General features: G+C 46.8%; 28 protein-coding genes. 15 read left to right on the top strand and 13 right to left on the bottom strand.

Going from position 1 to position 26,853, the window contains the following annotated elements:
- The first annotated feature begins 88 nt into the window (after positions 1-88).
- Entirely contained in the window at positions 89-928 is an 840-nt protein-coding gene (locus E2I14_RS05055) for a PhzF family phenazine biosynthesis protein (RefSeq protein WP_133326079.1), read from the top strand.
- Positions 929-1,123: 195 nt separating this feature from the next.
- On the opposite strand, the gene E2I14_RS05050 is transcribed toward E2I14_RS05055, so the two are convergent.
- A complete protein-coding gene (locus E2I14_RS05050) occupies positions 1,124-1,324 on the bottom strand; it encodes a hypothetical protein (protein WP_133326077.1) in 201 nt (66 codons plus the stop codon).
- A 445-nt stretch (positions 1,325-1,769) separates the two neighbouring features.
- On the opposite strand from E2I14_RS05050, the gene E2I14_RS05045 reads away from it, so the two are divergent.
- On the top strand, positions 1,770-3,041 hold the full coding sequence (locus E2I14_RS05045) for an HD-GYP domain-containing protein (protein WP_165967757.1): 1,272 nt from the start codon (positions 1,770-1,772) through the stop codon (positions 3,039-3,041).
- A 32-nt stretch (positions 3,042-3,073) separates the two neighbouring features.
- Here the strand turns inward: E2I14_RS05045 and E2I14_RS05040 are convergent, their stop codons facing one another.
- Complete coding sequence (locus E2I14_RS05040) at positions 3,074-3,424, bottom strand: DUF3147 family protein (protein WP_133326073.1); 351 nt, start codon at positions 3,422-3,424, stop codon at positions 3,074-3,076.
- Positions 3,425-3,706: 282 nt separating this feature from the next.
- Between E2I14_RS05040 and E2I14_RS05035 the strand changes: the two genes are divergently transcribed.
- From E2I14_RS05035 to E2I14_RS05025, 3 genes are all read left to right on the top strand, one after another.
- Positions 3,707-4,612, top strand: a complete 906-nt coding sequence (locus E2I14_RS05035; RefSeq protein WP_133326071.1) for a 5'-nucleotidase — start codon at positions 3,707-3,709, stop codon at positions 4,610-4,612.
- Positions 4,613-4,619: 7 nt separating this feature from the next.
- On the top strand, positions 4,620-5,789 hold the full coding sequence (earP, locus tag E2I14_RS05030) for an elongation factor P maturation arginine rhamnosyltransferase EarP (RefSeq protein ID WP_133327103.1): 1,170 nt from the start codon (positions 4,620-4,622) through the stop codon (positions 5,787-5,789).
- Between the two features lie 136 nt (positions 5,790-5,925).
- Positions 5,926-6,501, top strand: coding sequence for an elongation factor P (locus E2I14_RS05025; RefSeq protein ID WP_133326069.1), 576 nt, complete (start codon positions 5,926-5,928; stop codon positions 6,499-6,501).
- A 76-nt stretch (positions 6,502-6,577) separates the two neighbouring features.
- Here E2I14_RS05025 and E2I14_RS05020 read toward each other — a convergent pair whose 3' ends face one another.
- On the bottom strand, positions 6,578-6,988 hold the full coding sequence (locus tag E2I14_RS05020) for an SOUL family heme-binding protein (RefSeq protein WP_319945922.1): 411 nt from the start codon (positions 6,986-6,988) through the stop codon (positions 6,578-6,580).
- Positions 6,989-6,997: 9 nt separating this feature from the next.
- Positions 6,998-7,147 carry a heme-binding protein gene (locus E2I14_RS19870; RefSeq protein ID WP_206105585.1) on the bottom strand — a complete coding sequence of 50 codons (150 nt, stop codon included), beginning with the start codon at positions 7,145-7,147 and terminating at the stop codon, positions 6,998-7,000.
- Between the two features lie 457 nt (positions 7,148-7,604).
- Here E2I14_RS19870 and E2I14_RS05015 point away from each other — a divergent pair, with 457 nt between their 5' ends.
- From E2I14_RS05015 to E2I14_RS05005, 3 genes are read left to right on the top strand one after another with little or no spacing between them, the layout of a single operon-like run.
- Positions 7,605-8,159 carry a PAAR domain-containing protein gene (locus tag E2I14_RS05015; RefSeq protein WP_133326067.1) on the top strand — a complete coding sequence of 185 codons (555 nt, stop codon included), beginning with the start codon at positions 7,605-7,607 and terminating at the stop codon, positions 8,157-8,159.
- Between the two features lie 3 nt (positions 8,160-8,162).
- Positions 8,163-8,729 carry a lysozyme family protein gene (locus E2I14_RS05010; protein ID WP_133326065.1) on the top strand — a complete coding sequence of 189 codons (567 nt, stop codon included), beginning with the start codon at positions 8,163-8,165 and terminating at the stop codon, positions 8,727-8,729.
- Positions 8,726-9,133 carry a hypothetical protein gene (locus E2I14_RS05005; RefSeq protein WP_133326063.1) on the top strand — a complete coding sequence of 136 codons (408 nt, stop codon included), beginning with the start codon at positions 8,726-8,728 and terminating at the stop codon, positions 9,131-9,133. The genes E2I14_RS05010 and E2I14_RS05005 overlap by 4 nt, the downstream gene beginning before the upstream one ends.
- 176 nt (positions 9,134-9,309) lie before the next feature.
- Here the strand turns inward: E2I14_RS05005 and E2I14_RS19265 are convergent, their stop codons facing one another.
- Complete coding sequence (locus tag E2I14_RS19265; RefSeq protein WP_165967756.1) at positions 9,310-9,477, bottom strand: hypothetical protein; 168 nt, start codon at positions 9,475-9,477, stop codon at positions 9,310-9,312.
- Between the two features lie 228 nt (positions 9,478-9,705).
- Here E2I14_RS19265 and E2I14_RS05000 point away from each other — a divergent pair, with 228 nt between their 5' ends.
- Genes E2I14_RS05000 through E2I14_RS04990 form a run of 3 tightly spaced genes read left to right on the top strand, consistent with a single transcriptional unit; the run spans position 9,706 to position 13,657 of the window.
- Positions 9,706-12,075 carry a phosphoketolase family protein gene (locus E2I14_RS05000; RefSeq protein WP_133326061.1) on the top strand — a complete coding sequence of 790 codons (2,370 nt, stop codon included), beginning with the start codon at positions 9,706-9,708 and terminating at the stop codon, positions 12,073-12,075.
- Positions 12,072-13,103, top strand: a complete 1,032-nt coding sequence (locus E2I14_RS04995; protein WP_133326059.1) for a class I fructose-bisphosphate aldolase — start codon at positions 12,072-12,074, stop codon at positions 13,101-13,103. The genes E2I14_RS05000 and E2I14_RS04995 overlap by 4 nt, the downstream gene beginning before the upstream one ends.
- Positions 13,100-13,657: an acyloxyacyl hydrolase gene (locus tag E2I14_RS04990; RefSeq protein WP_133326057.1), complete on the top strand. Its 558-nt coding sequence runs from the start codon at positions 13,100-13,102 to the stop codon at positions 13,655-13,657. Before E2I14_RS04995 ends, E2I14_RS04990 begins: the two co-directional genes overlap by 4 nt.
- A 45-nt stretch (positions 13,658-13,702) precedes the next feature.
- On the opposite strand, the gene E2I14_RS04985 is transcribed toward E2I14_RS04990, so the two are convergent.
- Genes E2I14_RS04985 through tal form a run of 3 tightly spaced genes read right to left on the bottom strand, consistent with a single transcriptional unit; the run spans position 13,703 to position 18,100 of the window.
- Complete coding sequence (locus tag E2I14_RS04985) at positions 13,703-15,349, bottom strand: phosphohexomutase domain-containing protein (RefSeq protein WP_133326055.1); 1,647 nt, start codon at positions 15,347-15,349, stop codon at positions 13,703-13,705.
- Positions 15,339-17,009, bottom strand: a complete 1,671-nt coding sequence (gene pgi, locus E2I14_RS04980) for a glucose-6-phosphate isomerase (protein WP_227544599.1) — start codon at positions 17,007-17,009, stop codon at positions 15,339-15,341. Before pgi ends, E2I14_RS04985 begins: the two co-directional genes overlap by 11 nt.
- Positions 17,006-18,100, bottom strand: a complete 1,095-nt coding sequence (tal, locus tag E2I14_RS04975; protein ID WP_133326053.1) for a transaldolase — start codon at positions 18,098-18,100, stop codon at positions 17,006-17,008. The genes pgi and tal overlap by 4 nt, the downstream gene beginning before the upstream one ends.
- 212 nt (positions 18,101-18,312) lie before the next feature.
- On the opposite strand from tal, the gene gnd reads away from it, so the two are divergent.
- Entirely contained in the window at positions 18,313-19,362 is a 1,050-nt protein-coding gene (gnd, locus tag E2I14_RS04970; protein ID WP_133326051.1) for a phosphogluconate dehydrogenase (NAD(+)-dependent, decarboxylating), read from the top strand.
- A complete protein-coding gene (locus E2I14_RS04965) occupies positions 19,346-20,062 on the top strand; it encodes an HAD family hydrolase (protein WP_227544598.1) in 717 nt (238 codons plus the stop codon). The genes gnd and E2I14_RS04965 overlap by 17 nt, the downstream gene beginning before the upstream one ends.
- Before the next feature lie 59 nt (positions 20,063-20,121).
- Here the strand turns inward: E2I14_RS04965 and E2I14_RS04960 are convergent, their stop codons facing one another.
- Both E2I14_RS04960 and E2I14_RS04955 read right to left on the bottom strand, forming a co-directional pair.
- On the bottom strand, positions 20,122-20,913 hold the full coding sequence (locus E2I14_RS04960; RefSeq protein WP_133326049.1) for a PRC-barrel domain-containing protein: 792 nt from the start codon (positions 20,911-20,913) through the stop codon (positions 20,122-20,124).
- Between the two features lie 129 nt (positions 20,914-21,042).
- Entirely contained in the window at positions 21,043-21,606 is a 564-nt protein-coding gene (locus E2I14_RS04955) for a lipid-binding SYLF domain-containing protein (protein ID WP_133326047.1), read from the bottom strand.
- A gap of 325 nt (positions 21,607-21,931) precedes the next feature.
- On the opposite strand from E2I14_RS04955, the gene E2I14_RS04950 reads away from it, so the two are divergent.
- Both E2I14_RS04950 and E2I14_RS04945 read left to right on the top strand, forming a co-directional pair.
- Positions 21,932-23,743, top strand: a complete 1,812-nt coding sequence (locus tag E2I14_RS04950; RefSeq protein WP_133326045.1) for a DUF294 nucleotidyltransferase-like domain-containing protein — start codon at positions 21,932-21,934, stop codon at positions 23,741-23,743.
- Positions 23,743-24,354 carry a 3'-5' exonuclease gene (locus E2I14_RS04945; protein WP_133326043.1) on the top strand — a complete coding sequence of 204 codons (612 nt, stop codon included), beginning with the start codon at positions 23,743-23,745 and terminating at the stop codon, positions 24,352-24,354. The genes E2I14_RS04950 and E2I14_RS04945 overlap by 1 nt, the downstream gene beginning before the upstream one ends.
- A 26-nt stretch (positions 24,355-24,380) precedes the next feature.
- Here the strand turns inward: E2I14_RS04945 and E2I14_RS04940 are convergent, their stop codons facing one another.
- From E2I14_RS04940 to E2I14_RS04930, 3 genes are read right to left on the bottom strand one after another with little or no spacing between them, the layout of a single operon-like run.
- The gene (locus E2I14_RS04940) at positions 24,381-25,043 is read right to left on the bottom strand and encodes an ABC-type transport auxiliary lipoprotein family protein (protein ID WP_133326041.1); all 663 of its coding nucleotides are present in this window, start codon (positions 25,041-25,043) and stop codon (positions 24,381-24,383) included.
- Positions 25,040-25,984: an MlaD family protein gene (locus tag E2I14_RS04935; RefSeq protein WP_206105584.1), complete on the bottom strand. Its 945-nt coding sequence runs from the start codon at positions 25,982-25,984 to the stop codon at positions 25,040-25,042. The genes E2I14_RS04940 and E2I14_RS04935 overlap by 4 nt, the downstream gene beginning before the upstream one ends.
- 59 nt (positions 25,985-26,043) lie before the next feature.
- Positions 26,044-26,853 carry an ABC transporter ATP-binding protein gene (locus E2I14_RS04930; RefSeq protein WP_206105583.1) on the bottom strand — a complete coding sequence of 270 codons (810 nt, stop codon included), beginning with the start codon at positions 26,851-26,853 and terminating at the stop codon, positions 26,044-26,046.

The following is a 26,853-nucleotide window of genomic DNA, read 5'->3' as shown; positions in this document are numbered from 1 at the left end:
TCAAGGAGTCACGGCGAACATTAACTGCCGGCACGTCGCTGCCATTTTCGCTAGGCTTTAATTTTTCACTCATTTTCTATAAAAACAAATGGCCAAAATTCGGTACAGGTTACTCAACGTTTTTGCTGAATCCACATTTGGAGGTAATCCCTTAGCAGTCATTGAAGACGGTGATGGGTTGACTGACACTGAGATGCAAATGATCGCACGTCAATTTAATTTATCAGAGACAACGTTCATTCTTCCTTCCCACAATACTGCGGCTCGAATTCGCATTTTCACTCCGACCTATGAAATGGACTTTGCAGGCCATCCGACACTGGGGTCTGCTCATGTGATTAGAGAACTTTTTGAATTGGGAGATGAATTCAAAATTGAAATGAAAGCGGGCTTAATTCCAGTTTCTGCCCAAAAAGATCGGTGGACTTTATTTGCCAATAAACCGACTTATCGACCGATGCTAGCATCACGTTCAGAATTGGCATCAATGCTCAATCTTCCTGAAAACGCCCTAGCTGACAATCCATTGTGGGTAAATTGCGGGACAGAACAGCCCATGATTCCTCTTGTTAGCCCAGATTTCGTTCACGCATGCCGCCCGGATTTGCGGTTAATAGCCAAATACAGCAAAAATCTCGCCGGACAGGCGAAAACATATGTGTTTGCAAAAACACCTGACGGATTTGAGTCGCGCTATTTTTGGATGACCGATGAAAATTCAATAAGTGAAGATCCAGGAACTGGTTCGGCGTGTGCAAACCTCGGAGGTTGGTGGCTATCAACAGAGGGGGATAAGCCATTAAATGCAAACGTTCATCAAGGCACGATTATTAATCGTCCAAATGTACTAAGTTTGAGTGTGAAAGATGGAGAAATTCAGGTCGGTGGCCGCGTAATCGAGATTGGATATGGTGAACTGAATTGGTAAATTTAAGCAGCGCGGTAGGTTAGGATGTAATCTCGGCCTTTTTAACCGTTAATACTGAAATTACCTCCCAGCCAGCCTGTGCGAAATGAATCTCAAGTCGGAAAACCTCCACCGCCCGCTTAGAAAACAAAACCCCCAGTCGCCACCAAAAACCGAAACTCAAAGCCAACTCAAAACAGCATCAATCTTCTTCATTCATTTCCAATCCGACGCCCGCCGTTTAGCCTGATCCGCCATGACACGAGAGCTTATTCCAATGGGGATATGCTCCCGTTTAATTTGCCTTTTGCCCGCCGGTTTGCCGTCTAACAAAGTGATCGCTAGAACGCGGTTGATGGCGTTGGAGGTTTCGTTGTCGGTGCGTTGGTCGTGGCGTACTGTTTGATTGAGTTGCATGGCAGTCCTTCCTAGTGGTTGGAATGAGTATGGCTTCGGCCTGCCGATCATTTGCGTTCTCGTAATGAATGCGAAATTAGGTACTTAAATGCCTTTTCCCTTAGCCGTAAAAGACGCGCTGCAATAGGCTCAAATTCAACTCTCACACACACAATCGGCAGCTTCAATAAAGCCGCAATCTCGCTGACTTTTCAATTTACCAAGCACGCAATAGACATATTTAACAACTACAAACTTCGTATCTGACAAAGGACGAACCATCCAATCCGCGGCGCACATAACAATAAATACATTAAAAACGCTTGCCGCCCTTTAATTCTCAAAATCAACTGCTAATATTGTTATAACAGTCGGCGCCAAATCGCCCCAAGACTTATCCGATAAGCATTACTAAAACATAAAATTAACAAATCCGATGTTATCGTTAAAACAAAGCAGTTTGCCCATGAACAGTGCGGTCACGATCTCTATTTCCATCGACCAGTTATGCATAGGCTTGTATGTGCATCTCGATGTTGGCTGGATGAATCACGCGTTTGCTCGCAATAGTTTCTTACTAAAAAACAAACAACAAATTGCCTCAATTCGGCAACTTGGTATCAAAACGATACGCTTTGAAGCGGCGCGCAGCACCTGTCCACCTTTGCCTCCACCAACATCAATTGCCGCGCCAGAGGTTGAAATTGAACAGCTCAGTGCTGACGAGTTGGCGATGATCCGCGCCAAAAAAGCACGGGTTGATAAGCTCATTGCCGAGCGGGTTGCCATCGCTCGCTGCGAAAAGGAATACCAAAAAGCCGCTAGTACAGTAAAAAATATTTCGCGCAATTTGTTCTCGCAACCGCAAGCGGCGTTTCGTGAAGCCGACCAATTAACGCGAGAAATGTGCAGTTCGCTGCTGGCCGAAAAAGACATCGCCATTCATTTAATGAACGATAAAATCGCGGGCGAAGAGACCTATTACCACTCGCTCAATGTCGCGGTGCTGGCAATGGTGTTGGCCAAGGATTTGAGATTATCGGAACAAGAAATCAGCGCGGTCGGCATCGGGAGTTTGTTCCATGATTTGGGCAAAATTGATATCCCTGATCGGATCACCACCAAGAAAACCGAACTGACCAAGGCCGAGCAAAATCTGCTGCAAATGCATTGCCAATATGGCGTCAATATGGCGGAAAAAGTTGGGCTACCCAAGGCCGCTGTTGACATCATCCAACACCACCATGAGTACGCTGATGGCAGCGGTTATCCAGATCGACTGACTGGCGACAGAACGCCAAAACTAGCCCAACTCGTGTGCCTGATCAACACCTACGACAATCATTGCAATCAACCTAATCCAGCCAACTCGCTCACGCCCTACGAAGCCTTGGCGCACATGTTTGCGCATCAGCGGAAGTTATTTGATCCAGTTATGTTGACCACCTTTATCCGCAGCATGGGCGTGTATCCACCGGGGACTATCGTTAAATTATCGGATGACACATTCGGCATGGTTGTGTCGGTCAATCCAGATAAACCGCTGCGCCCTTCGGTGCTGATTTACGATGCCGATGTACCGAAAGAAGAAGCCATTATTTTGGATTTGGGACAAGAAACCGAGGTGAGCGTTAAAGACAGTTTAAAGGCCTCGCAACTTAGTCCCGAGATTTACGATTACCTCAGCCCACGCATGCGTATGAGCTATTATTTTGGCGGTCAAGGCAAGAGTAGCTAGCTGGCCTTTTGCGTTGATTCCAGCAGCGTCAATTACAATAATTGAATCCCAAAGCGACGCACCAATAACGCAAACAAGCCGAAACACAGCACCGTCAGTAGCACGCAGCTCAATAAGGTCAACCAAAAGCCGATGCGCGGCAACAGATAAGGGAACACCAAAAACATCGGCAACGTTGGCACCACATACCAAAATGTGTACCACGCATGGTTGGCGATTTTGTCTTGCGGTTGATTTTCCACATACAGCCAAATCAAGGTGAGCAAGGTCACCAAAGGCAAGGCTGCGATGAATCCCCCGAGCCGGTCGCTGCGCTTGGCCAATTCCGAAATCAAGACCACCACGCCCGAAGTGATTAAATATTTAACGATAATCCACGCCATGTTTCTCTCCAATTATTGCAACGGCATTTCCACTTAGCGAGCGCCATCGCCATGATTTAATGTTCATTACAGCGCGATGAAATGTCACTAAGTGTCAAAAAATGAGCCAGATTATACCGATTAGTCAGGCTAACCTCGCAAATTCCATGGGCTCGTAATCGCCATAAAAGGCCAATTTTTATCCACCAGAATGCACAATGCAGCAGACCGAAAAGCTCAGCATTAAAGCGCGGCACTGTTTATAATCACCGTCTTATTGATTGAATATACACAGAGCAAACTATGCCCGTTTCACTCCAAAATCTGCTGGTAATTGGTATTTCTTCCCGCGCGCTATTTGATTTAGAAACCGAAGAAGCGATTTATCAGAATGAAGGACTGGTGCGCTACCGCGAACATCAAATCGCGCATGAAAATACGCTATTAAAGCCCGGGGCTGGCTTCGCGCTGGTGCAGGCGCTTTTAAAATTAAATACCCTAAATCCCGAGCAACGCTTGGTCGAAGTCGTGATCATGTCGCGCAATTCGTCCGAAACGTCGCTGCGAATTTTTAATTCGATCAATCACTACCAACTCGACATTACCCGCGCAGCGCTGAGCGGTGGCACTGTGTTAGCGCCGTATTTAAAAGCATTCAACATCAGCTTGTTTTTATCGCTGCACGAAGAAGACGTGCAAGCCGCGGCCAATTCGGGCGTGGCAGCGGCCTTGCTGTATCAAAAGCCGGATGCGCAGGTTCAGCAATTAGATCAAATTCGGATTGCCTTCGATGGCGACGCGGTGATTTTTTCGGATGAATCAGAACGGATTTATCAGCAATTTGGCGTGGAAGCGTTCGAACAACATGAGCGCGAGAATGCGCTTAATCCGTTAGTAGCAGGCCCTTTTGCGCCAGTGCTCAAAGCCTTGGCCTATATCCAAACCCATTTCAAATCCGCCGACGGCCAATCGCCGATCCGCACTGCGCTCGTCACGGCCCGCGCCTCGCCCGCGCATGAGCGCGTAATACGCACCTTACGCGCTTGGAATGTGGTGATCGATGAAACATTTTTTATGGGCGGCGTAGAGAAATCGGCCATCTTAGAAGCATTCCAACCGCACATGTTTTTTGACGACCAAATCGTGCATTGCCAACTAGCCGCGCCCTTGGTTCCCACTGGGCGCGTCCCTGGCTTTAAAAAGGATTAACGTGAGCTTGACCTCCTGCACATCTTTGGCGCTATTTTGTAAAGTGGTCGATAACTTCGGCGACATCGGCATTTGCTGGCGCTTAGCGCGGCAACTGGCGCATGAACACGGCATTGAAGTCACGCTGTGGGTCGATGATTTGGTTAGTTTTAAACGCATCTGTCCAGCGGTTGACATTGATTTGGGCCAGCAGCAAATTAACCAAGTAACGGTGCGCCACTGGCGCAATCAAGACGGCAGTTTTGCTCCGCACGATGTGGCCGATATCGTGATTGAGTTTTTCGCCTGCGATATTCCGCCTAATTACATTCAAGCGATGTTGGGTTGCTCACCCAAACCAGTCTGGCTCAATCTGGAAGGATTAAGCGCCGAAGAATGGGTTGAAGGCTGTCATCAACTATCGTCACCACACCCTTCTTTTTCGTTGACCAAGTATTTTTACTTCCCGGGCTTCAGCGCGAAAACTGGTGGCTTATTGCTGGAATCTGATTTGATCGAGCGACGCGATAATTTTCAACAAAATACAGCAGCGCAAGCGCAGTTTTTAGGTCAATTGGGAGCAACGCCATCCGAGCTCAACGCATTCAAGATTTCGCTATTCTGCTATCCGCATGCGCCAGTCAGTGAATTGTTCGAGGTATGGAAAAACAGCGACACACCCATTACCTGTTTCGTGCCCGAAGGCGTAGCGAGCGATTCGGTCAAATCGTTTATGCAGGCTGCTGGTGCCAACAAAGGCAACCTTGGTAGCGCAGGAAGTTACGCAAACAGCGGCGCATTGACGGTGCGCGTCCTGCCCTTTATTCCGCAAGAGGAGTACGACAAATTACTGTGGGCGTGCGACTTCAATTTTGTGCGTGGTGAAGATTCGTTCGTGCGCGCCCAATGGGCTGGGCGCCCGTTTATTTGGCATATCTACCCGCAAGATAACAACTTGCATCACAAAAAATTAAACGCCTTTTTGCAGCGCTACAGCGCCAACAGCAACAGCATTAATGCGCTTTCTTTGTATTGGAATGAGGCCAATAGCGCGCCGCTTGATCTGCCAGAAGTCTGGAAAGAATTAAAACTAGCCCTACCAAAACTTAATCAAATGTCCACAAATTGGGTCGCAGAAATGCGCCAAAATGGCGATTTAGCCGCAAATTTGCTGAAATTTTCAGCCGCCGTCCGGTAGTTGTGCACCAAAATAGGTTACCATATAGGGCTATTTTTTGACCCAATTTAAGTTTCATCACGCGTGGCTCTGCATGGCTTTTTAGCATTAGGCTACCGATGATTTTCAAGTAACCACCTTTTTATTTATATTCGCTATGAAACCTGCAAAAGAAATCCGCGTTGGCAATATCATCATGGTTGACAGCAAACCAATGATCGTTTTACGTTCTGACGTCAACGGTTCAAGCCGCACGGGCTTCACCTACAAATGGAAGATGAAAAATCTTCTGACTAACAGCCCACAAGAAAACGTATTCCGCGGCGACGACAAATTCGACGTCGTTGTTTTGGACAAAAAAGAAGTGACCTACTCCTACTTCGCTGATCCATTGTATGTATTCATGGACGCCGACTACGAACAGTATGAAATCGAAGGCGAAAACTTAGGCGATGCATTGAACTACCTCAAAGACGGTATGGAATGCGAAGCGGTTTTCTACGACGGAAAAGCAATCTCGGTTGAGTTGCCAACAACTATCGTGCGTAAAGTGGTGTACTCCGAGCCAGCGGTCAAAGGCAACACATCAGGCAACGTATTGAAAGAAGCTAAGATCGAAAACGCGATCGAAGGCTTGCAACACATCGTTCAAGTGCCTTTGTTTGTTAGCCAAGACGACATGATCGAAATCGACACACGCACTAACGAATACAAGAAAGTTGTTCGTAACTAAGCTGTGCTGATTCAAACAAAAACGCTGCCTTTAAAAGCAGCGTTTTTTTTCGTCTTTACCTTGCGTCGCTTCGGCTTTAGGGCTTAGCAATATGCAGCCAAATTTCATTACGACGCATAAACCATGGCACAAACGGCGCGTTGTAGCGGGCATAAATCGGCTCGCCCTGCGGCGTTAAATTGGCCGTTTTCAAGGCCGCTTGCAACACCAATAAATGCTTATCGTAATTAGCATCCGACCAAAAACCCGAATACTGAATCACCGCCACGCGCTGCACCGGCACCTCACGCAACTTGACCCGCTCATCCAATGGCTCTGGCGCAGTAGCCAACGTAACGTCTTTGGGTAGCACAAACTGCACCATAAACCCGCCCTGCTGCGCACTCTGAGTAACCGGCGCAGTCATCGCTAGCTTTACTGGTTCCGGCGACTGCGTAACCGGCGCAGTCATTTCCAGCTTACGACTACCTTTGTTTTTGCCGAAGATATAGCCCGCCTAAATCGGGAATGCCTTATTGCCCGCGTCTTCGCTAGCGCCTGACACCAACACTTCCGCCACGACATAAGACGAATAATCACGGATCTCAACATCACCGAGTTTCTCTACTACTTTGTAATCCGGTTCTTCGGTCGCGCGGCTGGTCATGGGATAGGCTAAAAGTAGAGTGAGAAACACCGTGAAAATTATATTAAGAATTTGATACTGACTTACATACTCCCTAATCGGGTTGCGATTAACAAAACTTAGATTCATTGTCATGCTGTGCCTATTTAAGAGAGACTAACAAAATAATAAGTAAAACTAACATAGATATCTAACAAGCTAAGTACGCTTAACCACTAATCAACAAAAAAGAGGAAAAGCACAGGAAAACTAATTCTCTTGCAGAGCAATCAAAATTTAAATTTACAAATTTAGTTATGCAACAGAGCAGAATAACTAGCAAAAAAGCACACTCTTATCGAGCGAACTAATTAATTCCTTTTCAATCCATTCAACAATTCAGAAAGCTTTATTTACTAACTTTCGGGAGCATATACCGAAACAACATATCTCGTCTGAATGATGTTTTTGAAAATAATTTTTGATGAGGAGAATCCACATGAGGACACTCGTAGGCGACGTTGCGTTATGTCTTAAAGGCGATAAAACGACCCATAACGGAGTCATTCTGACTGGTTCCGCGCACAGCAGCGTTCATGGGATTCCAATTGCCAGGCTAGGCGATAAAGTTTTTTGTCCGAAGTGTAAGCCTCATATTTCTGAGATCGTTGAAGGAAAGGACAACTATACGGACAGAGGTGTTCCAGTAGCATTACAAGGTCATTTAACTAGTTGCGGTGCTCAACTGATTAGCAGTCCAGCAGCTCCCGCAATACAAAAAATGGCCGAGATATTTCTCGCAAATTCTGAAAAACAACAATCACGAAACCAAAACGCTGACGGCGAATTCAACCAATTCTTTTGCCTTCGTGATCAAGCTACGGGTGAGCCGATTAAATATTGCTTGTATTCCCTGAAGATAAACGATCAGATATTTTTTGGTATGACTGACGCCAAAGGCAATACAGAAAAAGTTTCAGCGGATAAACAGGCGGAAGTCGAGATTGAAATTATTGTTTTGGAAGTCTCACAAAACACAAAAGAATCAGAGTAAAAAATGGCGACTAAATATAAAGCAAAATTAACCCACAAAACTGACACTACACCATTTACGATTCTTATTGATAGACAAAAAATTCGCAGAGAAGAAAACCTAGAATACCTAAAGGATCTAAACGTCAAAGCATTTTTAGGTGTAATCGCTTGGGCTGAAGGCGGTGGATATGACTTTAAATATGGCGCCGTAGCCAACAAAAGAAACGATCCATGGAGATTTTCCGACACCAGCACACATCCCGGCGCAGGATATGGTGGGAAAATTACAGCAGCAGGTTTATATCAAATTACTAGAGAAACATGGAAAGAGCGCGCCGTTGATGCGATGGGCATAACAGACTTCACCCCGGCAACTCAGGATCTAATTACAGTTGATTTACTAAGAACTACGGGAGCAGCCGACGATATTAAAAATAGTGATTTCGACAGTTGTTTAAAAAAGGCCGCTAGACGATGGAATGCTTTGCCGCTTGGTAAAGGTCTGACAAATCGGATAACAAGCCAACCATACAAACCTTACGAAGATGTTTTGGAAATGTATCAGTCTCTAGGCGGATCAATAAAATGACGCGCTATAGACTTTTAGGAGTTGCCTTATTTTTTGTGTGCATTTATTCCATACCTGCAGAGCTAAGCCCCCTCAATTATTTAAAAGTTGGAATGAAGATCAGTACGGCAAAACAACTATTGGTTGAGGATAACTGGGTGGCCGTTCAACTAAATACACGAATAAACCCCGAAACAGCAGAGTCGCTCAGACAAAGCAAAACATTCCAAAGGTTTGTAAAAGACTACGCTTATTGCTCAAATGGGACGCCCTACTGTGTATTTTTCTTTAAAAAAAATAATCAATGCGTTCGGTTAGATATAGAGAAGTACAAGCTGATCGATATTCAATTACTTGAACTTGATATTAAGAAAAATTGTCAGCAACAACCATCTCCAAGCATTTATTTCATGGGTCACGATTGAGCGTCATCAGCTACGGCTGAAAACCATAAAGTACTGCTGCAGTTTCATCTAAAACAAATTTGGCTCCGTATTACAGCGCAAGCATATCCCATTAGAAAAGCTACATATAATTAAAAATTATCTGTAGCTTTGCTTAAAATTGAAACGTAATAGTTCTGACTATTTATCCATTGAGCTCAACGCGCGCCTTTATGCGCCATTTGCCCATCATTTTTATGCCGCCCCGCTACTTCCTTGGTTTCAGTCTTGCGGCGTAAATTCTTGATCTCTGGAACAGCAATCGCCTGATCTTTCACCGCGAGCTGCGACTTCTTTTCGGACTTTTTTTCCATCTTTTTCACCATGACGTTCTCCAAAATAGTGGGTAACTAAATCAAGACCATTCCTGATAGTTGCTAGGCAGTTTAGGGAATCGTCCAAACAAATCTGTGCGTCAACGAACCTATAAAACGGCTTGCGTTGCGACTGGCCGAGGGCCGCGCGCAAAAGTGCTGTGCCGCACAGATGGTGAGCGGCGTGCTGCTTAGGATTTGGATTCGTATTAATCAACCTAAAACTTAGGGCGTCTAGCTATGGGAAAAGTCACCGTTGCACCAGAGCTGTTATCCAACATAGACCGCTACTGGCGCGCGGCTAATTATTTATCGGTCGGGCAAATTTATCTGCTCGATAATCCGCTACTCAGAGAACCGCTGCAACTCGCGCATATCAAGCCCATTGTGGTTGGGCATTGGGGTACGACGCCGGGACAGAATTTTATTTATGTGCATTTGAATCAGATCATTAAGCAATACGATCTGAACATGTTGTATATCGCAGGCCCCGGTCATGGCGGGCCGGCGATTATTGGACAAGTCTATTTAGAAGGCCGTTGGAGTGAAATCTATCCCGATGTGACCGAGGACGATGCGGGATTAAAAAAGCTATTCAAACAGTTTTCGTTTCCCGGTGGCGTATCCAGCCATGTCGGGCCAACCACGCCGGGGTCAATTCATGAAGGCGGTGAATTAGGCTATTCGCTCAGCCATGCTTTTGGAGCGGCGTTTGACAATCCTGATTTAATTGTCGCCTGCGTAATCGGTGATGGCGAAGCCGAGACTGGGCCACTGGCCACCGCGTGGCAGTCGAATAAATTTCTCAATCCGATTACTGATGGTTGCGTTTTACCTATTTTGCATTTGAACGGATTCAAAATCAGCAATCCGACTGTGTTGAGCCGCATTGAACATGAGGAGTTAGAACAATTCTTTTTTGGTTGTGGTTGGACTCCGATCTTTGTCGAGGGTGATGATCCTATGATCATGCACGGCAAAATGGCGACTGCGTTAGCCACGGCGATTGAAAAAATTCACACGATTCAAGCGAACGCGCGCGACAACAACGACAACCAACGTCAGCGTTGGCCGATGATTATTTTGCGCTCACCCAAAGGTTGGACCGGACCCAAAATGGTCGATGGATTGCAAATCGAAGGAACGTTCCGCTCTCACCAAGTGCCGCTATTAGTCAATGCCCAACATCCCGACCATTTGACGCTATTAGAGCAATGGATGAAGAGTTATCACGCCGAAGAACTCTTCGATGCCAATGGCAAACTGATTCCAGAGCTAGCCGAGTTGGCACCCAAAGGTGAGCAGCGCATGAGTGCTAACGTGCACAGCAATGGCGGCCTACTTCTGCAAGATTTGCACTTACCGGATTTCCGTGACTATGGCGTTCCCGTGTTCGCCCCCGGTGCCGAGAAAGCCGAGGACGTATTCATCCTCAGTAAATATCTGCGCGATGTACTTAAGCTCAATTTGGCTAAGCGCAATTTTCGGATTTTTAGTCCCGATGAAACCTTATCTAATCTACTCGGCAAAGTATTTGAAGTAACCAAGCGCCAATGGGACGATAAGGAATTTGCTGCCGATGAATTTCTCGCTCCGTCCGGTATGGTGCAAGATTCAATGCTGAGCGAACATCAATGCGAAGGTTGGTTGGAAGGCTATTTACTGACGGGGCGGCACGGACTGTTGAATAGTTATGAGGCTTTTATCCGCATCATTGACTCCATGTTTAGCCAGCACGCCAAATGGCTAAAGGTGACGCAAGAATTAAGCTGGCGGAAAAAGATTTCCTCACTCAATTTCCTACTTACCGCCCACGTTTGGCAACAAGATCACAACGGTTACACCCACCAAGACCCGGGCTTTCTCGATCATGTGTTAAATAAAAAATTGGCTCTGGTGCGTGCTTATTTACCGCCGGACGCCAACTGTCTTTTGCCTGTGGTTGATCATTGCTTACGCAGTCGGCATTTAGTCAATGTCATTATTGCTGGCAAACATGCTGGCCCGCAATGGCTGACGATGGAACAAGCGGTCGCGCATTGCGCGCAAGGCATAGGGATTTGGCAGTGGGCGAGCAATGATGCAGACAAGGAGCCGGATATTGTTTTAGCGTGTTGTGGTGACACGCCAACCTTAGAAATAGTAGCAACGGTTACCTTGCTGCGTCACTATTTTAGTGACTTGGTGATTCGGGTTATCAATGTGATTGACCTATTAAAAATCGCGTCACCCTTAGATTCTGACCAAGCGTTGTCCAACGCAGAGTACGACGAATTATTCACTCAAGATAAGCCAATTCTGTTTGGCTTTCATGGTTATGTGCAATTGGTATATAGCCTGACTTTCCAGCGCACCAATCACAACATGCTAGTGCGCGGGTATCAAGAAGAAGGCACGATTAGTACGCCGTTTGATATGCGGGTACAAAACGGTTTAGACCGTTTCCATTTAGTTCAGGACGCGATTGATTTGCTGCCGCAACTTGGCACGCGCGGCGCGAACGTCAAGCAAATCATGAAGGATAAACTCACCGAACACACCCAATACATCAATCAACACGGACAAGATTTGCCGGAAGTCCAAGAGTGGAAATGGAGCGATCATAGATGAATCAAGAACTCTTAGTTAAAACAGTCAAGCAGCTCGTTGGTACTAACAAAGGATTGCTGGCAATGGATGAAAGCATTCCAACCTGCAATAAGCGTTTCGCCGAATTGGATATTCCACAGACTGAACTAATGCGGCGCGATTATCGCGAATTGCTCATCGCGGCCAAGGGCTTGGGTGAATCAATTAGCGGTGTGATTCTGTGCGATGAAACCATTAATCAGCACACTAGCGATCATCGTAATTTTGTCGACATTGCGACCAAGCTTGGCATTATTATTGGGATTAAAGTCGATGCTGGCACATCCGACTTAGCTGGTTTTAACGGAGAAAAAATCACCGAAGGCTTAGATCAATTGCGCCCCCGTTTGCAGCGCTACGCCGAACAAGGAGCGCGCTTTGCCAAATGGCGCGCGGTTTTTAGCGTCGGTGAAAATCAACCCAGTGCGGCCTGCCTACAAAGTAACGCGCAACAACTCGCGCTGTATGCTGCACTGTGTCAAGAAGTCGGCATAGTGCCGATTGTCGAGCCAGAAGTATTGATGAATGGTCAGCACAATTTGGCGCAATGTGACAGTGCTACCGAGCGCGTTTTACATTCTGTTTTTGAACAATTGTACCGTCAGCGAGTATTTCTCGAAGGCATTATACTTAAGCCCAATATGGTGCTGCCAGGCAAGACCTCGCACGATCAAGAAAACGATCAAACTATTGCGGATGCTACTGTCCAATGCCTCTTGCGAAGTGTGCCTGCTAGTGTGTCGGGCATTGCGTTTTTATCAGGAGGTCAAACTCCTGAAAAAGCTACTTCACATTTGAATACTATGCACCTAACATACAAATCAAGCTTACCGTGGAAACTCACGTTTTCGTTCTCGAGAGCTATTCAAGTGCCAGTGCTGGCAATGTGGAAAGGCAAGCCAGCAAATTATGCACAGGCGCAGCAAATTTTGATCCATCGCGTCAAATGCAATCAAGCTGCACTGAATGGTGAATATCATTCACAAATGGAACTACCTATTACATCATGAGCAAAAATAAGACTAAATTCCCTATCTTAAAGACTCTAATATTCGCTTCACTTCTCACCTCAGCCGCTTCGGGCTTCGCAGCACCAGATGGATTTTCCGTCGAGGCTGGCCGAGGCACACAATCCTCCATCGCCCAAATTGGAATGCAATTCTCCTCGGACACGCTCACCCAATTAATCAACCAACCCTCATTACGGGTGTATTGGGAACCAAGTTTTGCACTCATTGAGGCCAGAAAATATCAAGACCAACCAGGTCATTCCCATACGCTCTACGATATGGGAATCACCCCCGTCGTGCGTTGGCAGGGTAACTCTGCGCTAGGCTGGTTTGGTGAAATCGGCATTGGTGCCAATTACGTTTCGCCCAAATACGATAACGCCGGAAAAATCATGGGCACGCCATTTCAATTTGGTGACTTTGCGGGCGTTGGCTATCAGTTCAATCCGCAACTTAGTGTTAGTTTGAAGTTTAAGCATTTCTCTAATGCGGGCATCAAAGAACCCAATCCTGCCGTCAACTTCGGCATTGTGCGGCTCGCTTATTCGTTTTAATGCATGAGTTCGCCTCAGCCCATTACGGTTAGGCGAGCTCATGTATTAAGCGGTATGCAAAATCCCATCTACAATGATTTGCGCCTCGTTCAAGATAAGGTGCAGTTGCTCTTCGCCTGTAAAACTTTCCGCATAAATCTTGTAAATATCTTCCGTTCCTGACGGACGCACGGCAAACCAACCATCGTCGATTTCCACCTTGAGCCCACCGATTGGCGCATTATTACCAGCAGCTTTGGAAATCACTTTGAGAATTTTCTTACCTGCCAATTCAGTTTGCTTGAATTGTTCAGACGTGAAGTTAAGTAACTTTGCTTTTTGCTCGGGCGACGCATGAACGTCCAATCTATCGGTCACAGGATGATGAAATTCATCGGCTAAACCGGCATACAATTCGCCAGGATCGAATCCGGTCTTGGCAATTATTTCGGCAGACAATAAGGCTGGCACAATCCCATCTTTATCGGTAGTCCACACCGAACCATCCATACGCAAAAACGAAGCACCCGCGCTTTCTTCGCCTGCAATGCCCAATGAACCGTCATACAAACCGCTAGAAAACCATTTGAACCCAACCGGCACTTCATACAAGGAGCGCCCCAAACGTTGTGCAATTCGATCAATCAATTGAGTGCTAACCACCGTTTTTCCAATGCTCACGGTGTCCTTCCACAAAGGACGGTGCTTAAATAAATAATCAATCGAAACCGATAAATAGTGATTGGCTTGCATCAAACCTGTGCTGACAGAGACGATTCCGTGTCTATCGTGATCGGTGTCGCAAGCGAAGGAAATATCGAACTGATCTTTCATCCGAATCACGCGTTCCATCGCAAACGGCGACGAAGGGTCCATGCGAATGCAACCATCCCAATCCAGGGTCATAAACCGAAATGTTGGATCAACTTTGTCATTGATAACAGTCAGATTTAATTCATACACTTCGGCAATCCGTGGCCAATAATGCACCCCAGCGCCGCCCAGTGGATCAACCCCTAAATGCAGATGAGCTTGGCTGATCGCAGGTAAATCAATAATCGATCCCAGCTCATTGACATAGGTGCTTAAAAAATCATAGTGATGCGTGCTCGAAGCGTGAATTGCCTTACTAAAGGACACCCGCTTAACTCCATTCATTTTATTTTTTAAAAAGTAATTAGCCCGTGCTTCGATCCAATTCGTGCCCAAAGTATCGGCTGGACCACCGTTGGGAAAATTGTATTTATAGCCGCCATTAGAAGGTGGATTATGCGAAGGCGTCAAAATAATACCGTCTGCTAGTCGCATACGCAGATGGCGATTGTGCTTGATGATGGCTAAGGATACAGCGGGTGTTGGCGTGTATTCATCATTGATCGCCAACATCACTTCGACACCATTTGCCGCCAACACTTCCATCGCGCTCGACAATGCAGGAACCGATAAGGCGTGCGTATCTATGCCTAAAAACAGTGGGCCGCTAGAACCCTGAATCGCCCGGTATTCGCAAATCGCCTGGGTAATCGCGAGCACATGATATTCATTAAAACTCGTGAACAAGGAACAACCACGATGACCGGACGTACCGAACACGACGCGCTGTTCTGAGATATTGGCATTCGGGATTTGATTGTAATAAGCGGTAATGAGCTTTGGAATATCCACCAACAAGACATCGGGTGGCAGCTTGCCTGCCAGCGGGCTAATTATCATACATAGCCCGCCCTAATAAGCGTCGCATGCGATGAATTAAGCCGTTCGTCGAACTATCCTGATCGAGCTTTGGTTTGCCCTTGGCGATCAAATCAGCCAAGATAGGCGGTGCTAAGTCCTTGCCTAATTCGACGCCCCATTGATCAAACGAATCGATCTTCCAGATGACGCCCTGCACAAACACACTGTGTTCATACACAGCGACCAATTGACCGAGTGAACTGGGTGTTAATTGATCGACCAATAACGTATTACTGGGTCGATTTCCTTCACAGACTTTTTGCGGTGCTAACGCGGGAGAGCAACCTTGCGCGATTAATTGTTCTTTACTCCTACCAAACGCCAGTGCGCGAGCCTGGGCGAATAAGTTCGCTAACAAAATATCGTGTCCGTGGCCTTTGGGGAATAAAGCCTGTGCAAAGCCAATGAAATCGCACGGCACGATTTGCGTACCTTGATGCAGCAATTGGCCAAAGGAATGCTGGCAGTTCGTACCTGGTTCGCCCCAGTACACTGGGCTGCTTGAGACAGTAATCGACTCGCCTGCTTGGTTTACATGCTTGCCGTTACTTTCCATCGTGAGTTGCTGCAAATAGGCCGGAAAGTGCGCTAGGTAATGCTCATAGGGTAAAACTGCAACTATCTTGGAGTCTAAAAAATTGGCGTTCCATACCGCTATTAATCCCAAGATAACTGGCAGATTACGATTCATCGGCGTGGTTTTCACGTGCATATCGATCAACCGAAAACCGTCTAACATCGCTCTAAAATTGACCGGCCCAATAGCAATCATGGTGGATAAACCCACCGCCGAACACATCGAATACCGTCCACCGACCCAATCCCAAATGACGAACAAATTGGACATCGAAATGCCAAATTTTTCGACCGCTGCAACATTGCTTGAAACGGCAACAAAGTGCGATTTCAATACACTGGCAACATCATTGTTTAACGCGCTCAACAACCAAGCACGCGCCAGATAGGCATTGGTGAGGGTTTCAAAAGTGGTAAATGATTTAGAGCAGACGATGAACAAGGTTTCTTCGGGATTTAAATCGCGGGTGGCTTCTTCAAATTCGGATTCGTCCACATTGGCGATAAAGCGCACAGTGATATCGCGTTGGCTGTAATACTTTAGCGCTTCGTAGGCCATTTTCGGGCCAAGATCAGAGCCGCCGATTCCCACATTAATCACGTTGCGAATCACTTTGCCACTAGCACCCAACCAACTGCCGCTGCGAATCCGGTCGCTAAAGATCGCCATCTGCTCTAATACTTCATGCACCATCGGCACCACGTTAACGCCGTTCACGTTAAGCACATCGGCGGAACTAGCTCGCAACGCAATATGGCTGGCCGTTCGCGCTTCGCTAAAATTAATCTTAGCGCCAGAAAACAGCGCATCGATATGTTGCGTCAGGTGGCATTGGGTGGCTAAGTCCAAGAGCAGGTTGACGGTTTGCGCGTTAATCCGATTTTTAGAATAGTCCAAGTACACATCGCCAGCCAACACGGTGAACCGATCGCCGCGCTGCGCATCGTTAGCGAATAGTTCGGCTAACTTACTATCCTTGCTCGCCGCTTGATGTTCCAGCAGCGCTTGCCACGCTGGGGCGCAATCACGTTCAACTTCTCTGGCGAGTTGCGTCATTTTCATGAAGCCAACGTCGCGCTATAGCTTGCCGATTTCTGTCTAATCACCGTCATGAGTTCCGCCCACGATTGCGAGAAGGCACTAACACCTTGTTTTTGTAATTGGATTGCGAGTAATTGATCATCAATGCCAATTTTTAAAAATGCGGCAATAATTTTGTTGGCTTCGCCATCATCGACCGGCATGCTGCCATTCACAAATCCGTGGTTAGAAAAGGCGAGTAAAGTTTTCTCTGGCATGGTGTTAATCGTATCTGGAGCAGCCAACGCCTGGATGTACAAAGTGTCTGGTGCGGCAGGGTCTTTGGTCCCCGTACTGGCCCATAACAAACGTTGATGCTGCGCGCCCGCCTCTGCCAATTTGCGCCAGCGCGGAGAGATTAACATCTGACGATAGGCACAATATATTTGCTGAGCAACCGCAATTCCTAGCTGATTATGCATTTCTTGTGGCGCACTTTTGTCGGCAGCTACGTCCCAACGACTCACGAAGATCGACGCAACCGAACTCACTTTATTCACTTCCATTCCCGCTGCTATCCGTGCTTCCAACCCGCTCATGTAGGCATCAGCCGCAGCTAGATAGTGTTCACGTGAAAATAACAAGGTGACGTTAATTGAGATATCGGAAAAAATCGATTCCTTAATCGCAATCAAACCTTGCGGCGTGCCCGGGATTTTAATGAATAGATTCTTCTTATTCGCGCTGATATGGAGTTGCTTAGCTTGATGAATGGTTTGGGCAGCGGAATTGGCATACAAGGGAGAAACTTCTAGCGAAACCCAACCATCGACCCCGTTTGTTGCTTTATGGCGCGGCGCAAATAAATTGGCCGCCTGCCTTAAATCGTCTAACGCTAATTCGAAGAAAATCTGTTCGGCTGATTTCATCACTTCACCCAATTGGTGAATTTGCTGATCGTATAACGAAGAACTGCTTATCCCTTTTTCAAAAATCGTGGGATTAGAAGTTAAGCCAGTAATCGCGCTGTCGTCAATGTAATGCTGCAAGGTCCCATCGAGCAAAATTTGACGTGAAATATTGTCGAGCCAAATGCTTTGACCAAGTTGTTGTAAGGCGTATGCGGGATTCATTATCGAGTCCTATTAAGTGGAGATACTGAGCTTCACTATATAAACATCGACGCTGCTAATCCGTGTGGTATCACACACCACCATCGATAGCGTGCTTTGCACAAAATAGCCTGCGTTCCGCAGCGCACAGAAGCCTGAATGGGATTAGTTTATTTTCTGCTATGTGGCTCCGACCAAGTCTGAGATAAACCAACACATGAAAGTAATTAACTATGCAGATCGGTATTATTGGGCTGGGTAAGATGGGCAGCAATATGGCATTGCGCCTATTAACTGCCGGACATGACTGTGTCGTCTTTGATTCAAAATCAAGCGCTATCGATGCACTCACAGCGCATGGCGCACAAGGCAGCACATCGGCCGCCGATTTAGTAAGCAAACTCAGTTTGCCGCGCGTGATTTGGTTAATGATTCCGTCCGCGCGCGTGAATGAAAATGTGCGGATGTTGGCCACCTTATTAAGTGCCGGCGATATTTTGATTGATGGCGGCAATTCGTATTACCAAGACGATATTCAACGCAACCATATACTCAAATCGTTCCATATTCATTTTGTCGACGTGGGAACCAGCGGCGGGATTCTGGGTTTAGAAGGCGGATACTGCTTGATGGTCGGTGGCGAGAAAGACATCGTGCAATACATAGAACCAATACTAATTGCGCTATCCCCTGATAAAGAACATTGCAAAGTTTCCGCCGCCAGTACCGCACGCAACTTAGAAGGCACGGCCAAATGTGGCTATCTGTATTGTGGCTCGCACGGTGCTGGGCATTTTGTCAAAATGATTCATAACGGAATTGAATACGGCATCATGGGCGCGTATGCGGAAGGGCTAAATATTTTACGCAATGCCAATATCGGCAAGCAGCAAAATGACGGCGACGTGGCTGCAACGCCGCTGCGTAACTCCGACTATTACCAGTTTGACTTAGACTTGGCGCAGATCACCGAACTCTGGCGTCACAGCAGCATTATTAGTTCTTTACTGCTGGATTTGACCGCCCACGCGCTGCTCGATGATCCCAACTTAGATACATATTCTGGCTATGTGGCTGACTCGGGCGAAGGTCGCTGGACGATTAATACCGCGCTTGATGAAGCCGTACCAGCCCCGATTTTGAGTGCCGCTTTATATGACCGATTTAGCTCACGTGGCAACGCCAATTTTGCACAAAAAATACTCTCCGCCATGCGCCAACAGTTCGGCGGGCATACCGAAGCAACCCACGAGAAAGCAGCCGACGATGGAATATCCAATTAATTACCTTTCCGACTACTATGCAATTTCATCTAGGGCTAACACCAAACAAACGCATTGGGTGTTCTTACTAGACTTTGATAACACGCTATTTAATAACGATAGTTTTGAAGCCGATTTTAAGAATTATTTGGATGAAGCGATCGGGCAAAGTTACCGCGAATTATATTGGGCTATTTTTGAAAATCTACGCCAAGAATTAGGCTATGCCGATTATCTGGGTGCGATCCAGCGCTACCGATTTCTGACCTTTAACGAGGATAATTTATTGGATTTAGCGTCTTATGTACTGGATTATCCATTTAAGAACCACGTCTATCCCGATGCGATCAAAGTTCTTCATTACCTCAATACGCTTGGGACAACGGTGATTGTTTCGGATGGCGATATTGTCTTTCAGCCGCACAAAATCAAAGCGTCCGGCATTTGGGATGAAGTGGATGGACGGGTTTTAATCTACGTGCATAAAGAGAAGGAATTGGAAGATATTCAGCGCAAATATCCGGCTGATTTTTTTATGATGGTCGATGATAAGCCACGTATTCTCAAAGCCATGAAAGACGATTTGCAGAAAAAGCTCACCACCATCTTTGTGCGCCAAGGGCATTTCGCTTTTGATCCGCGCAATAGCAAAGATACCTCTAGCATCAATATCACGATTAATTCCATCGGGGAATTAGCTCCGGCGGACATCTGCATCTAGAACGTATAAACCGCCAAAACGTGTCCGGCGCTGCACCGCGACACGTTTGCAGCGCAACGCTAAACAGTTAAGCCATACCCAAGTTGATCATAATGACGCTGCAATGCCAGTTCGTCTTCGTAGGTCAATTCACGGGAAGAATCATAAGACGGCGCATCCTTAATCGATTCACGGCTTAAATTAACAACGATAGTTTTATCGGCCCAACGCACCTCAGCGATGCGGCCAATTTCAACCAACACGCCGTGTGATGGCCACCAGTTATTGGTATCAACCACTAAATAACGCACTAACCAATTCGCTTCATTGACCAAGAAGCCTTTTACATGGCCGATTTCGCCCTCGGGAGTTTGAATTTTATAACGTGAAATTTCGTCGAAGCTGCGCAGATGCGGATCGAATTTTTCGGTGTCTTTAATTTCATCAGCGGTAAGCGAACCAACATTGCGCGGGAAGTTGGCGTTGCCAGTGACTTGATTGGGCAACAACGACGTTGGGTAATCTTCCACCCCCCATAATCCACCACCGCCCCAGTACAACGGATAGTTGTAATAGCCGTTGTAGATAATTTCATGCTGGCGCGAAACCGGCTTGTCGGTATCGATATCGGGGCTATTTTTAATCTGCTCTTTGGATTGATGAATTGAGAGCAGTTTGTCGTCCCAATTAATGTGGTTAATGGCAATCGGCGAAATCAACACTTTGCGACTAAACAGCCAACTACCGGTTTCCACCACCAAATAGCGCACTACCCACGACTTATCATCAAAATAAAAATCTTTTAAATGGCCGATCTCACCATCGCTTGCGCTAATCGCATAGTTTTTTAAATCGCTTATATTTTTTAACATAGTGTTCCCATTCGGTTAGTGCAGCATTGAATAAATTCGGCTAAAAAAAATTCCTGCTTACTGTCACAACAATAAAGTCACAACACGTAAGCAGGAAAAAGGCAGTCCACACACGATGAAACTAAACTGTTATTTTTTGATGCGAGAAATCTTTGTGCCTTCTAAGCTCAAACTGACCATCAAACCTTTTTGATCAAAGATGAATGCGTAGGCATCGTCTTTTAACGTGGTTGATGAAAGATTTTTCGCTACACCTTCATTTACCACCACGACCGTCGGGCCAACGCCGATTTCCCAACCGTGCGAATTTTCTAAATACTGCACCGCTTTTTCATTCATCAAAAACACGACGTAACCATACGATTCCGCACCGATCTGCCAACCCCAAGACGCCGAAACCGAGTTGTAATAACCCGCAAATTGATTGCCCTTGGTCATAATTCCTTCACCATAACTACCACCAAACACAAAGCCGGCGCGCACAATGCTAGGGAAAATCACGATAGCGCGAGCACTCTTACCAATTACTGCCGCGGTTGGATTCGTTTTGTATAGCGATTCCAGCGCGATGTTCGAAGTCTTGGATAGTTCTTCCTGGGAGGCGGCCAATGCAACCCCAGTCGTCGCAGACAGCGTTACGGCGGTTACAGCGAGCAATACATATTTACTCATTAATTGTCGAATGGAGAACATGGTCAATCCTTAAAAGTTGTTATTACGTTGTGCATACACATTGCGGGGTAATGTCGGCGCTAAATTGCGGTGGATTGCGGTGGATTGCTGTTGGTTGCAGTTAATACAGTTGCCAAACAACAGCGTCAAATGAACTCAATCAACAGTTAGGCCAGTGACAAACTCAGTATGGCGAAGGACGGCAGGTGGCACAGTTCGGCAACGCACATAGTGTTGTTTGAGCACTTTATTGCAATCGGTCACTATTTGACTTACTATTTTTGAGTTGTGCTCTATGCCTGCCCGAGCGACAAACCGCCTAGCGACTACAGAAAAAAGTGAGCTTATGGACCGATTTGACTTTAGTTTTTCTCCGTACGAAATCCTCACCAGCGCTGAACGCTCGGTGCTACAAGCGTCGGTCGATATGGTTTTTTATGACGATGAGGCCGTGATTATTGAGGCGAATCAAGCGATTGAGTCGCTCTATGTCGTGATCAAAGGCTTGGTGCGCGAAGTTAATCTGGCTAATGAAGTCGTGGGCGTTTACCGGGCGCGCGATACCTTTGAGGCGCGAGCGCTGATTGAAGGCACTAGCCCTAATCGCTTTGTAGTACAAGAACAGGCTTTGCTATTCACCATCCCCAAAGCCACGGTCAAAGAATTAATCAATACCAACGCCCAGTTCGGCGCGTATTTTTACACCAGCGTGGCGGATAAGCTCGCCAACATGGCCTACACCGGGCGGGTCAAAGAAGTCGAAAGCATGATTACCGCCAAAGTGCGTGACGCGTTTCGCCATAAAGCCACTTGGCTAGACGGTGCGAGCACGATCTTGGAGGCCGCCCAAAGCTTAAAGCACAATAAAATTAAATCGATTTTGGTCAAGCACGAAGATCGCATCGGCTTACTGACCGAATCTGCCATGCGCGACATCGTTATCGCTGGCGCTACCTCCGACCAACCTATCCTAGCGTGGACGCAGTTTGACTTGGTGTGCTGCGATTTGGATGACTACGTTTTTAACGCGCTGCTGCGCATGACGCAATTTAAGATTCAACGAGTGATCGTAACCGAACACGGCCAACCGATCGGAGCGTTAGAGCAAATCGACATCTTGGCGTACTTTTCTAATCACACCCATTTAATCGCCCAGCGGCTCGAGCGCGCTACTACTATCGACACGCTAGTCGATATTGCCGAACAGATGACCAAGTCGATTAAGATTTTGCGCGGCAACGGCATGCGGGCGCAGCAGTTGGCGCAATTGACTCAGGTTCTCAACACCAGCTTGTTTGAAAAAGCATGGAGCATCATTGCTCCGCCAGAGTTAATTGAACATAGCTGCTTGTTGGTAATGGGTTCGGAAGGACGCGGCGAGCAGATTCTCAAGACCGATCAAGACAATGCCTTAATCATGCGCGACGGCGTTGATTTGGCCCTAGCTGAACAAGCCTGCGTTGAATTTTCACGCTCGCTGACGCGCTTAGGCTATCCGCCTTGCAACGGCAAAATCATGGTGAATAATCCAGCATGGCGCAAAAAGATCACCGATTTCAAACAAACGGTGTACCAATGGTGTAACGCGCCAGATGCTGATTCGATGATGCAGTTAGCGATATTTGTCGATGCTAAGGTGGTCGCGGGCGACGAATCTATTCTGAAAGAAGTGGACGATTATCTGAATCGCTTATTAAGCGACGACGAAGGTCGATTTGGTCAATTCTCTCGTCCTATTACTTTGTTTGATTCGGTTAATCAGGGCTTTTTTTCGCAATTAATCCACCGCGAAAACACCAGCCACATGGACATTAAAAAGATGGGGATTTTCCCTATTGTGCATGGTGTGCGGGCGCTTAGTCTGCAAGCACGATTAGTCGAAACCAATTCCTTTGAGCGTATCAATCGCCTTGCACATCTAGGTATTTTGGACCAAAGCTTGGCGCAGGATTTGGTTGAATCACTCAGCTTGATGATGGATTTACGGCTAGACGCTGGCTTATCCGATCAACTGTCGCAGTCGTTTGGCAGTAACCACAATCAAATCGATATGCAATCGCTGACCACCTTGGAGCGCGATTTATTAAAAGTCGCTTTGCAGGTAGTGAAGCGCTTTAAACAAAAAATCCATCAACATTTTCATCTAGGAATTTTTTAATGTTGACCGCCCTACGCCGAGCGTGGCTGCGCCGTCAATTGTCGGACCCGAGCTACGCCTTTTTATTTGACCAAGAGTCCGACGAGCTAGTCAGCTTTGATTGCGAGACCACCAGTTTAAATGTTAAGAAGGCGGAGATTTTATCGATAGGCGCGGTCAAAATTCGCAACAATCGTATTCTGACGAGCGAATCGTTTTATGTCATCGTCAAGCCCGAAGGCATCATGGAAGCAAGCAATGTCAAAATCCACGGCTTGCGTCCGAAAGATGTCTCGAATGGAATTCCCGTAGCGGAGGCGATTAAGCAACTTTTGGACTTTATCGGCGCGCGCCCCTTGGTGGGTTATTACTTGGAATACGATATTAAGGTGATCAATAAATTTTTGAAGCCCATGATAGGCATAGGCTTGCCAAATAAAGCAATTGAAGTTTCTGGCATCTACTACGATCAAGAAATCAAAACCAAGCGCGACGGCTACGTTGACTTGCGCATGGCGTCCATTATTGAAACATTACAGCTACCCGATTTACCGCGCCACGATGCGCTCAATGATGCGATTAACGTCGCGCTCATGTATTTGATGCTGCAAGCGCGGGCTGATAAACGATAATTGCTTCAAATTTTTAGCTCAGAAAATTATTGAGCATGGCGCAAGGCTAATTCACTGCGACACAAAGTCGCCAATTCATCCAGCACTGCGCGCACCGCCGCATTGGCCGCCACCACTCCGCCGTAGGTGTCTTCTGTCGCCGACGGAATCAGTTTATTGAACTCCCTATCTACTAACAGTGCGCCGCTGGATTGATCTATTAAGCGCATGCGAATCGTAAAATGCACTTTACTTGGCTGACTGAAGAATTCTTGCTGTAAGCGCAGGATGTCGATATTGAGTTGAAACTGCTCCGACTTAGCGGTCGATAAATGATTCGACGCATTCAAGCCAACCTGCTGCAACGCGCTAATCACTATTGGCTCTAACATCACCGCTGGGGCATCAACCCATTGTCCGAGTCGGTAATAATTAGGCTGAAATTGCTGGCGAATATAAACGATTTTATTGCTATCAAATCCCGCCGCCGATTTAATCGGAGCGACATAAATCGTGGGCTGATTTAGCAAGCCTGATGCTAATAAAGCACTGTCCGATGCCCGTGGCAGCGCGCTCAATACTGCATCAAACGAGTAATGCACCGTTGCAGGCCCGCGGTCACCGACCAGCATCGAGCATCCAAACAACACGCACACGATGAGCACGCCCATGAGGATTTGAAGCAAATAGGTGGGGATAGTAATTATCATGGTTTGCTCGATTCTCCAGGGCCAAACGGGACCGGATCGGTTCCTAAAATTAAGCTATTGGGATTGCCCTCGGTTTGATCGCTAAGCCGCTTTAAGGACTTGGATAGATCGGCCAAGTCGCTCAGCAGCAAATCAAATTTAGGTAAAGTTTGTTGGGTAATGTTGTTGGCGGCTTGATCAACCTTGCTTAAAGCTTGGTCAGCGTTTGTGCTGGTTTTGGATAATTGGACAGACATTTTTTCAAAGGCCCCAGCTCCCCGACCGACTTGATCAATCGCTTGACTCAGTTTGGGAATCGCCTTAGCCGTGCCATTAGCGGTAGCCGCAGCATCGACAATAAAACGATGTATTTGCTCTTTTTGTGCCGCAATTGTCGCTAGGATCACCGATGTGCTATTGAGGATGCGCTTTACTTCCATGCGATTATCTTGGTCAAACATGGCATTCACGGTGGCTGAGGTTTGATCTAAATTGGCTAACACATTGCTCAAGACATTTTCTAAACGCGCACTCAATGAAGGCTTAATGACTATCATTGGATAAGGCTGATTGGCGTGAACTGTCAGAACCGGAGAATTGGCTGTACCGCCGCTAAGTTCGACATAGGCGATACCGGTTAAACCTTGCGACTTTAAAACGGCAACCGTGTCTTGTTTAATTAAAGTGCCGTGCTCGATAGCAAAGACCAACTGCACCTGTTGCGGGCTATGCGGATCGATAAAGATTTTCTTTACCTTACCAACATCCACGCCCAAATATTTAACCGGCGCATCGACATCCAAACCCGCAACCGATTCTTGTATCACCGCGCCATACAATTGTTCATGCTTCTTAATGCGAATACCCACCGCCAGCCATAACACCACGCAAATCAGTATTGCGCTCAAGACTAAAACGAAAGCACCAACTAAGGCATAGTTCACTTTGGATTCCACGGGCATGCTCTCGTTATTTTTAGAATGGGTGAATCGAATAGCGCTTAACCGTGGCCTAGATCATCTCACGCGATGAGTTTTTGACGTTGTATCAAGGCCAGCTGTTGCGCCGATCGACCGCGCGCGCCGTCAAAGTAGCTACGAATAATCGGGTGCGTCATCGTGGATAATTCCAACATCGTTCCAACCCCAACCACCTTACCTTCGCCCAAGACCGCGACACGGTCTGCGATTTGCCAAAGTAAATCCAAATCATGCGTTACCATCACAATAGTGGCTTGATACATCGCTTGCACGTCTTTAATCAATTTATCGATACCATCCGCGCCACTCGGATCAAGGCCCGCTGTTGGCTCATCTAAAAATAATAAAATCGGATCCATCGCCAACGCCCGCGCCATCGAAGCACGTTTAAGCATTCCACCGCTTAATTGGTCTGGAAACTGCAAAGCGGCGTCCTCCTGCAAACCGCTGATCTTGATTTTCCAATCAGCGATTTGATTAATTAATTCATCGACTAAGTTGGTATGTTCACGCAATGGCAAACCGACATTAGCGCGAATAGTCAGGGTGCCGAATAAGCCGCCATATTGAAACATCACGCCCCAACGTTGATGCAGCTCTTTTATTTGCTGCTCGGTTGCAGAATTCAAATCAATATCCAATACCCGAATCGAGCCCGAATCTGGCTTATGCAACAGCATCATTTCGCGCAACAAGGTTGATTTGCCGGAACCGCTATCGCCAATCAAGGCAAAGATTTCACCACGTTTTACGCTCAAGTCTAAATTGGCGTGAACCTGATGCTTGCCAAAGCTGGTGCAGATTTTCTGCATCTCGATCACGTCTGAAGGGGATAAGGGAACGCTATCCAC

Origin of the sequence: Sapientia aquatica (assembly GCF_004358105.1) — a bacterium.
GTDB classification, from domain to species: domain Bacteria; phylum Pseudomonadota; class Gammaproteobacteria; order Burkholderiales; family Burkholderiaceae_D; genus Solimicrobium; species Solimicrobium aquaticum.
This window is presented reverse-complemented; position numbering and strand designations above follow the sequence as displayed.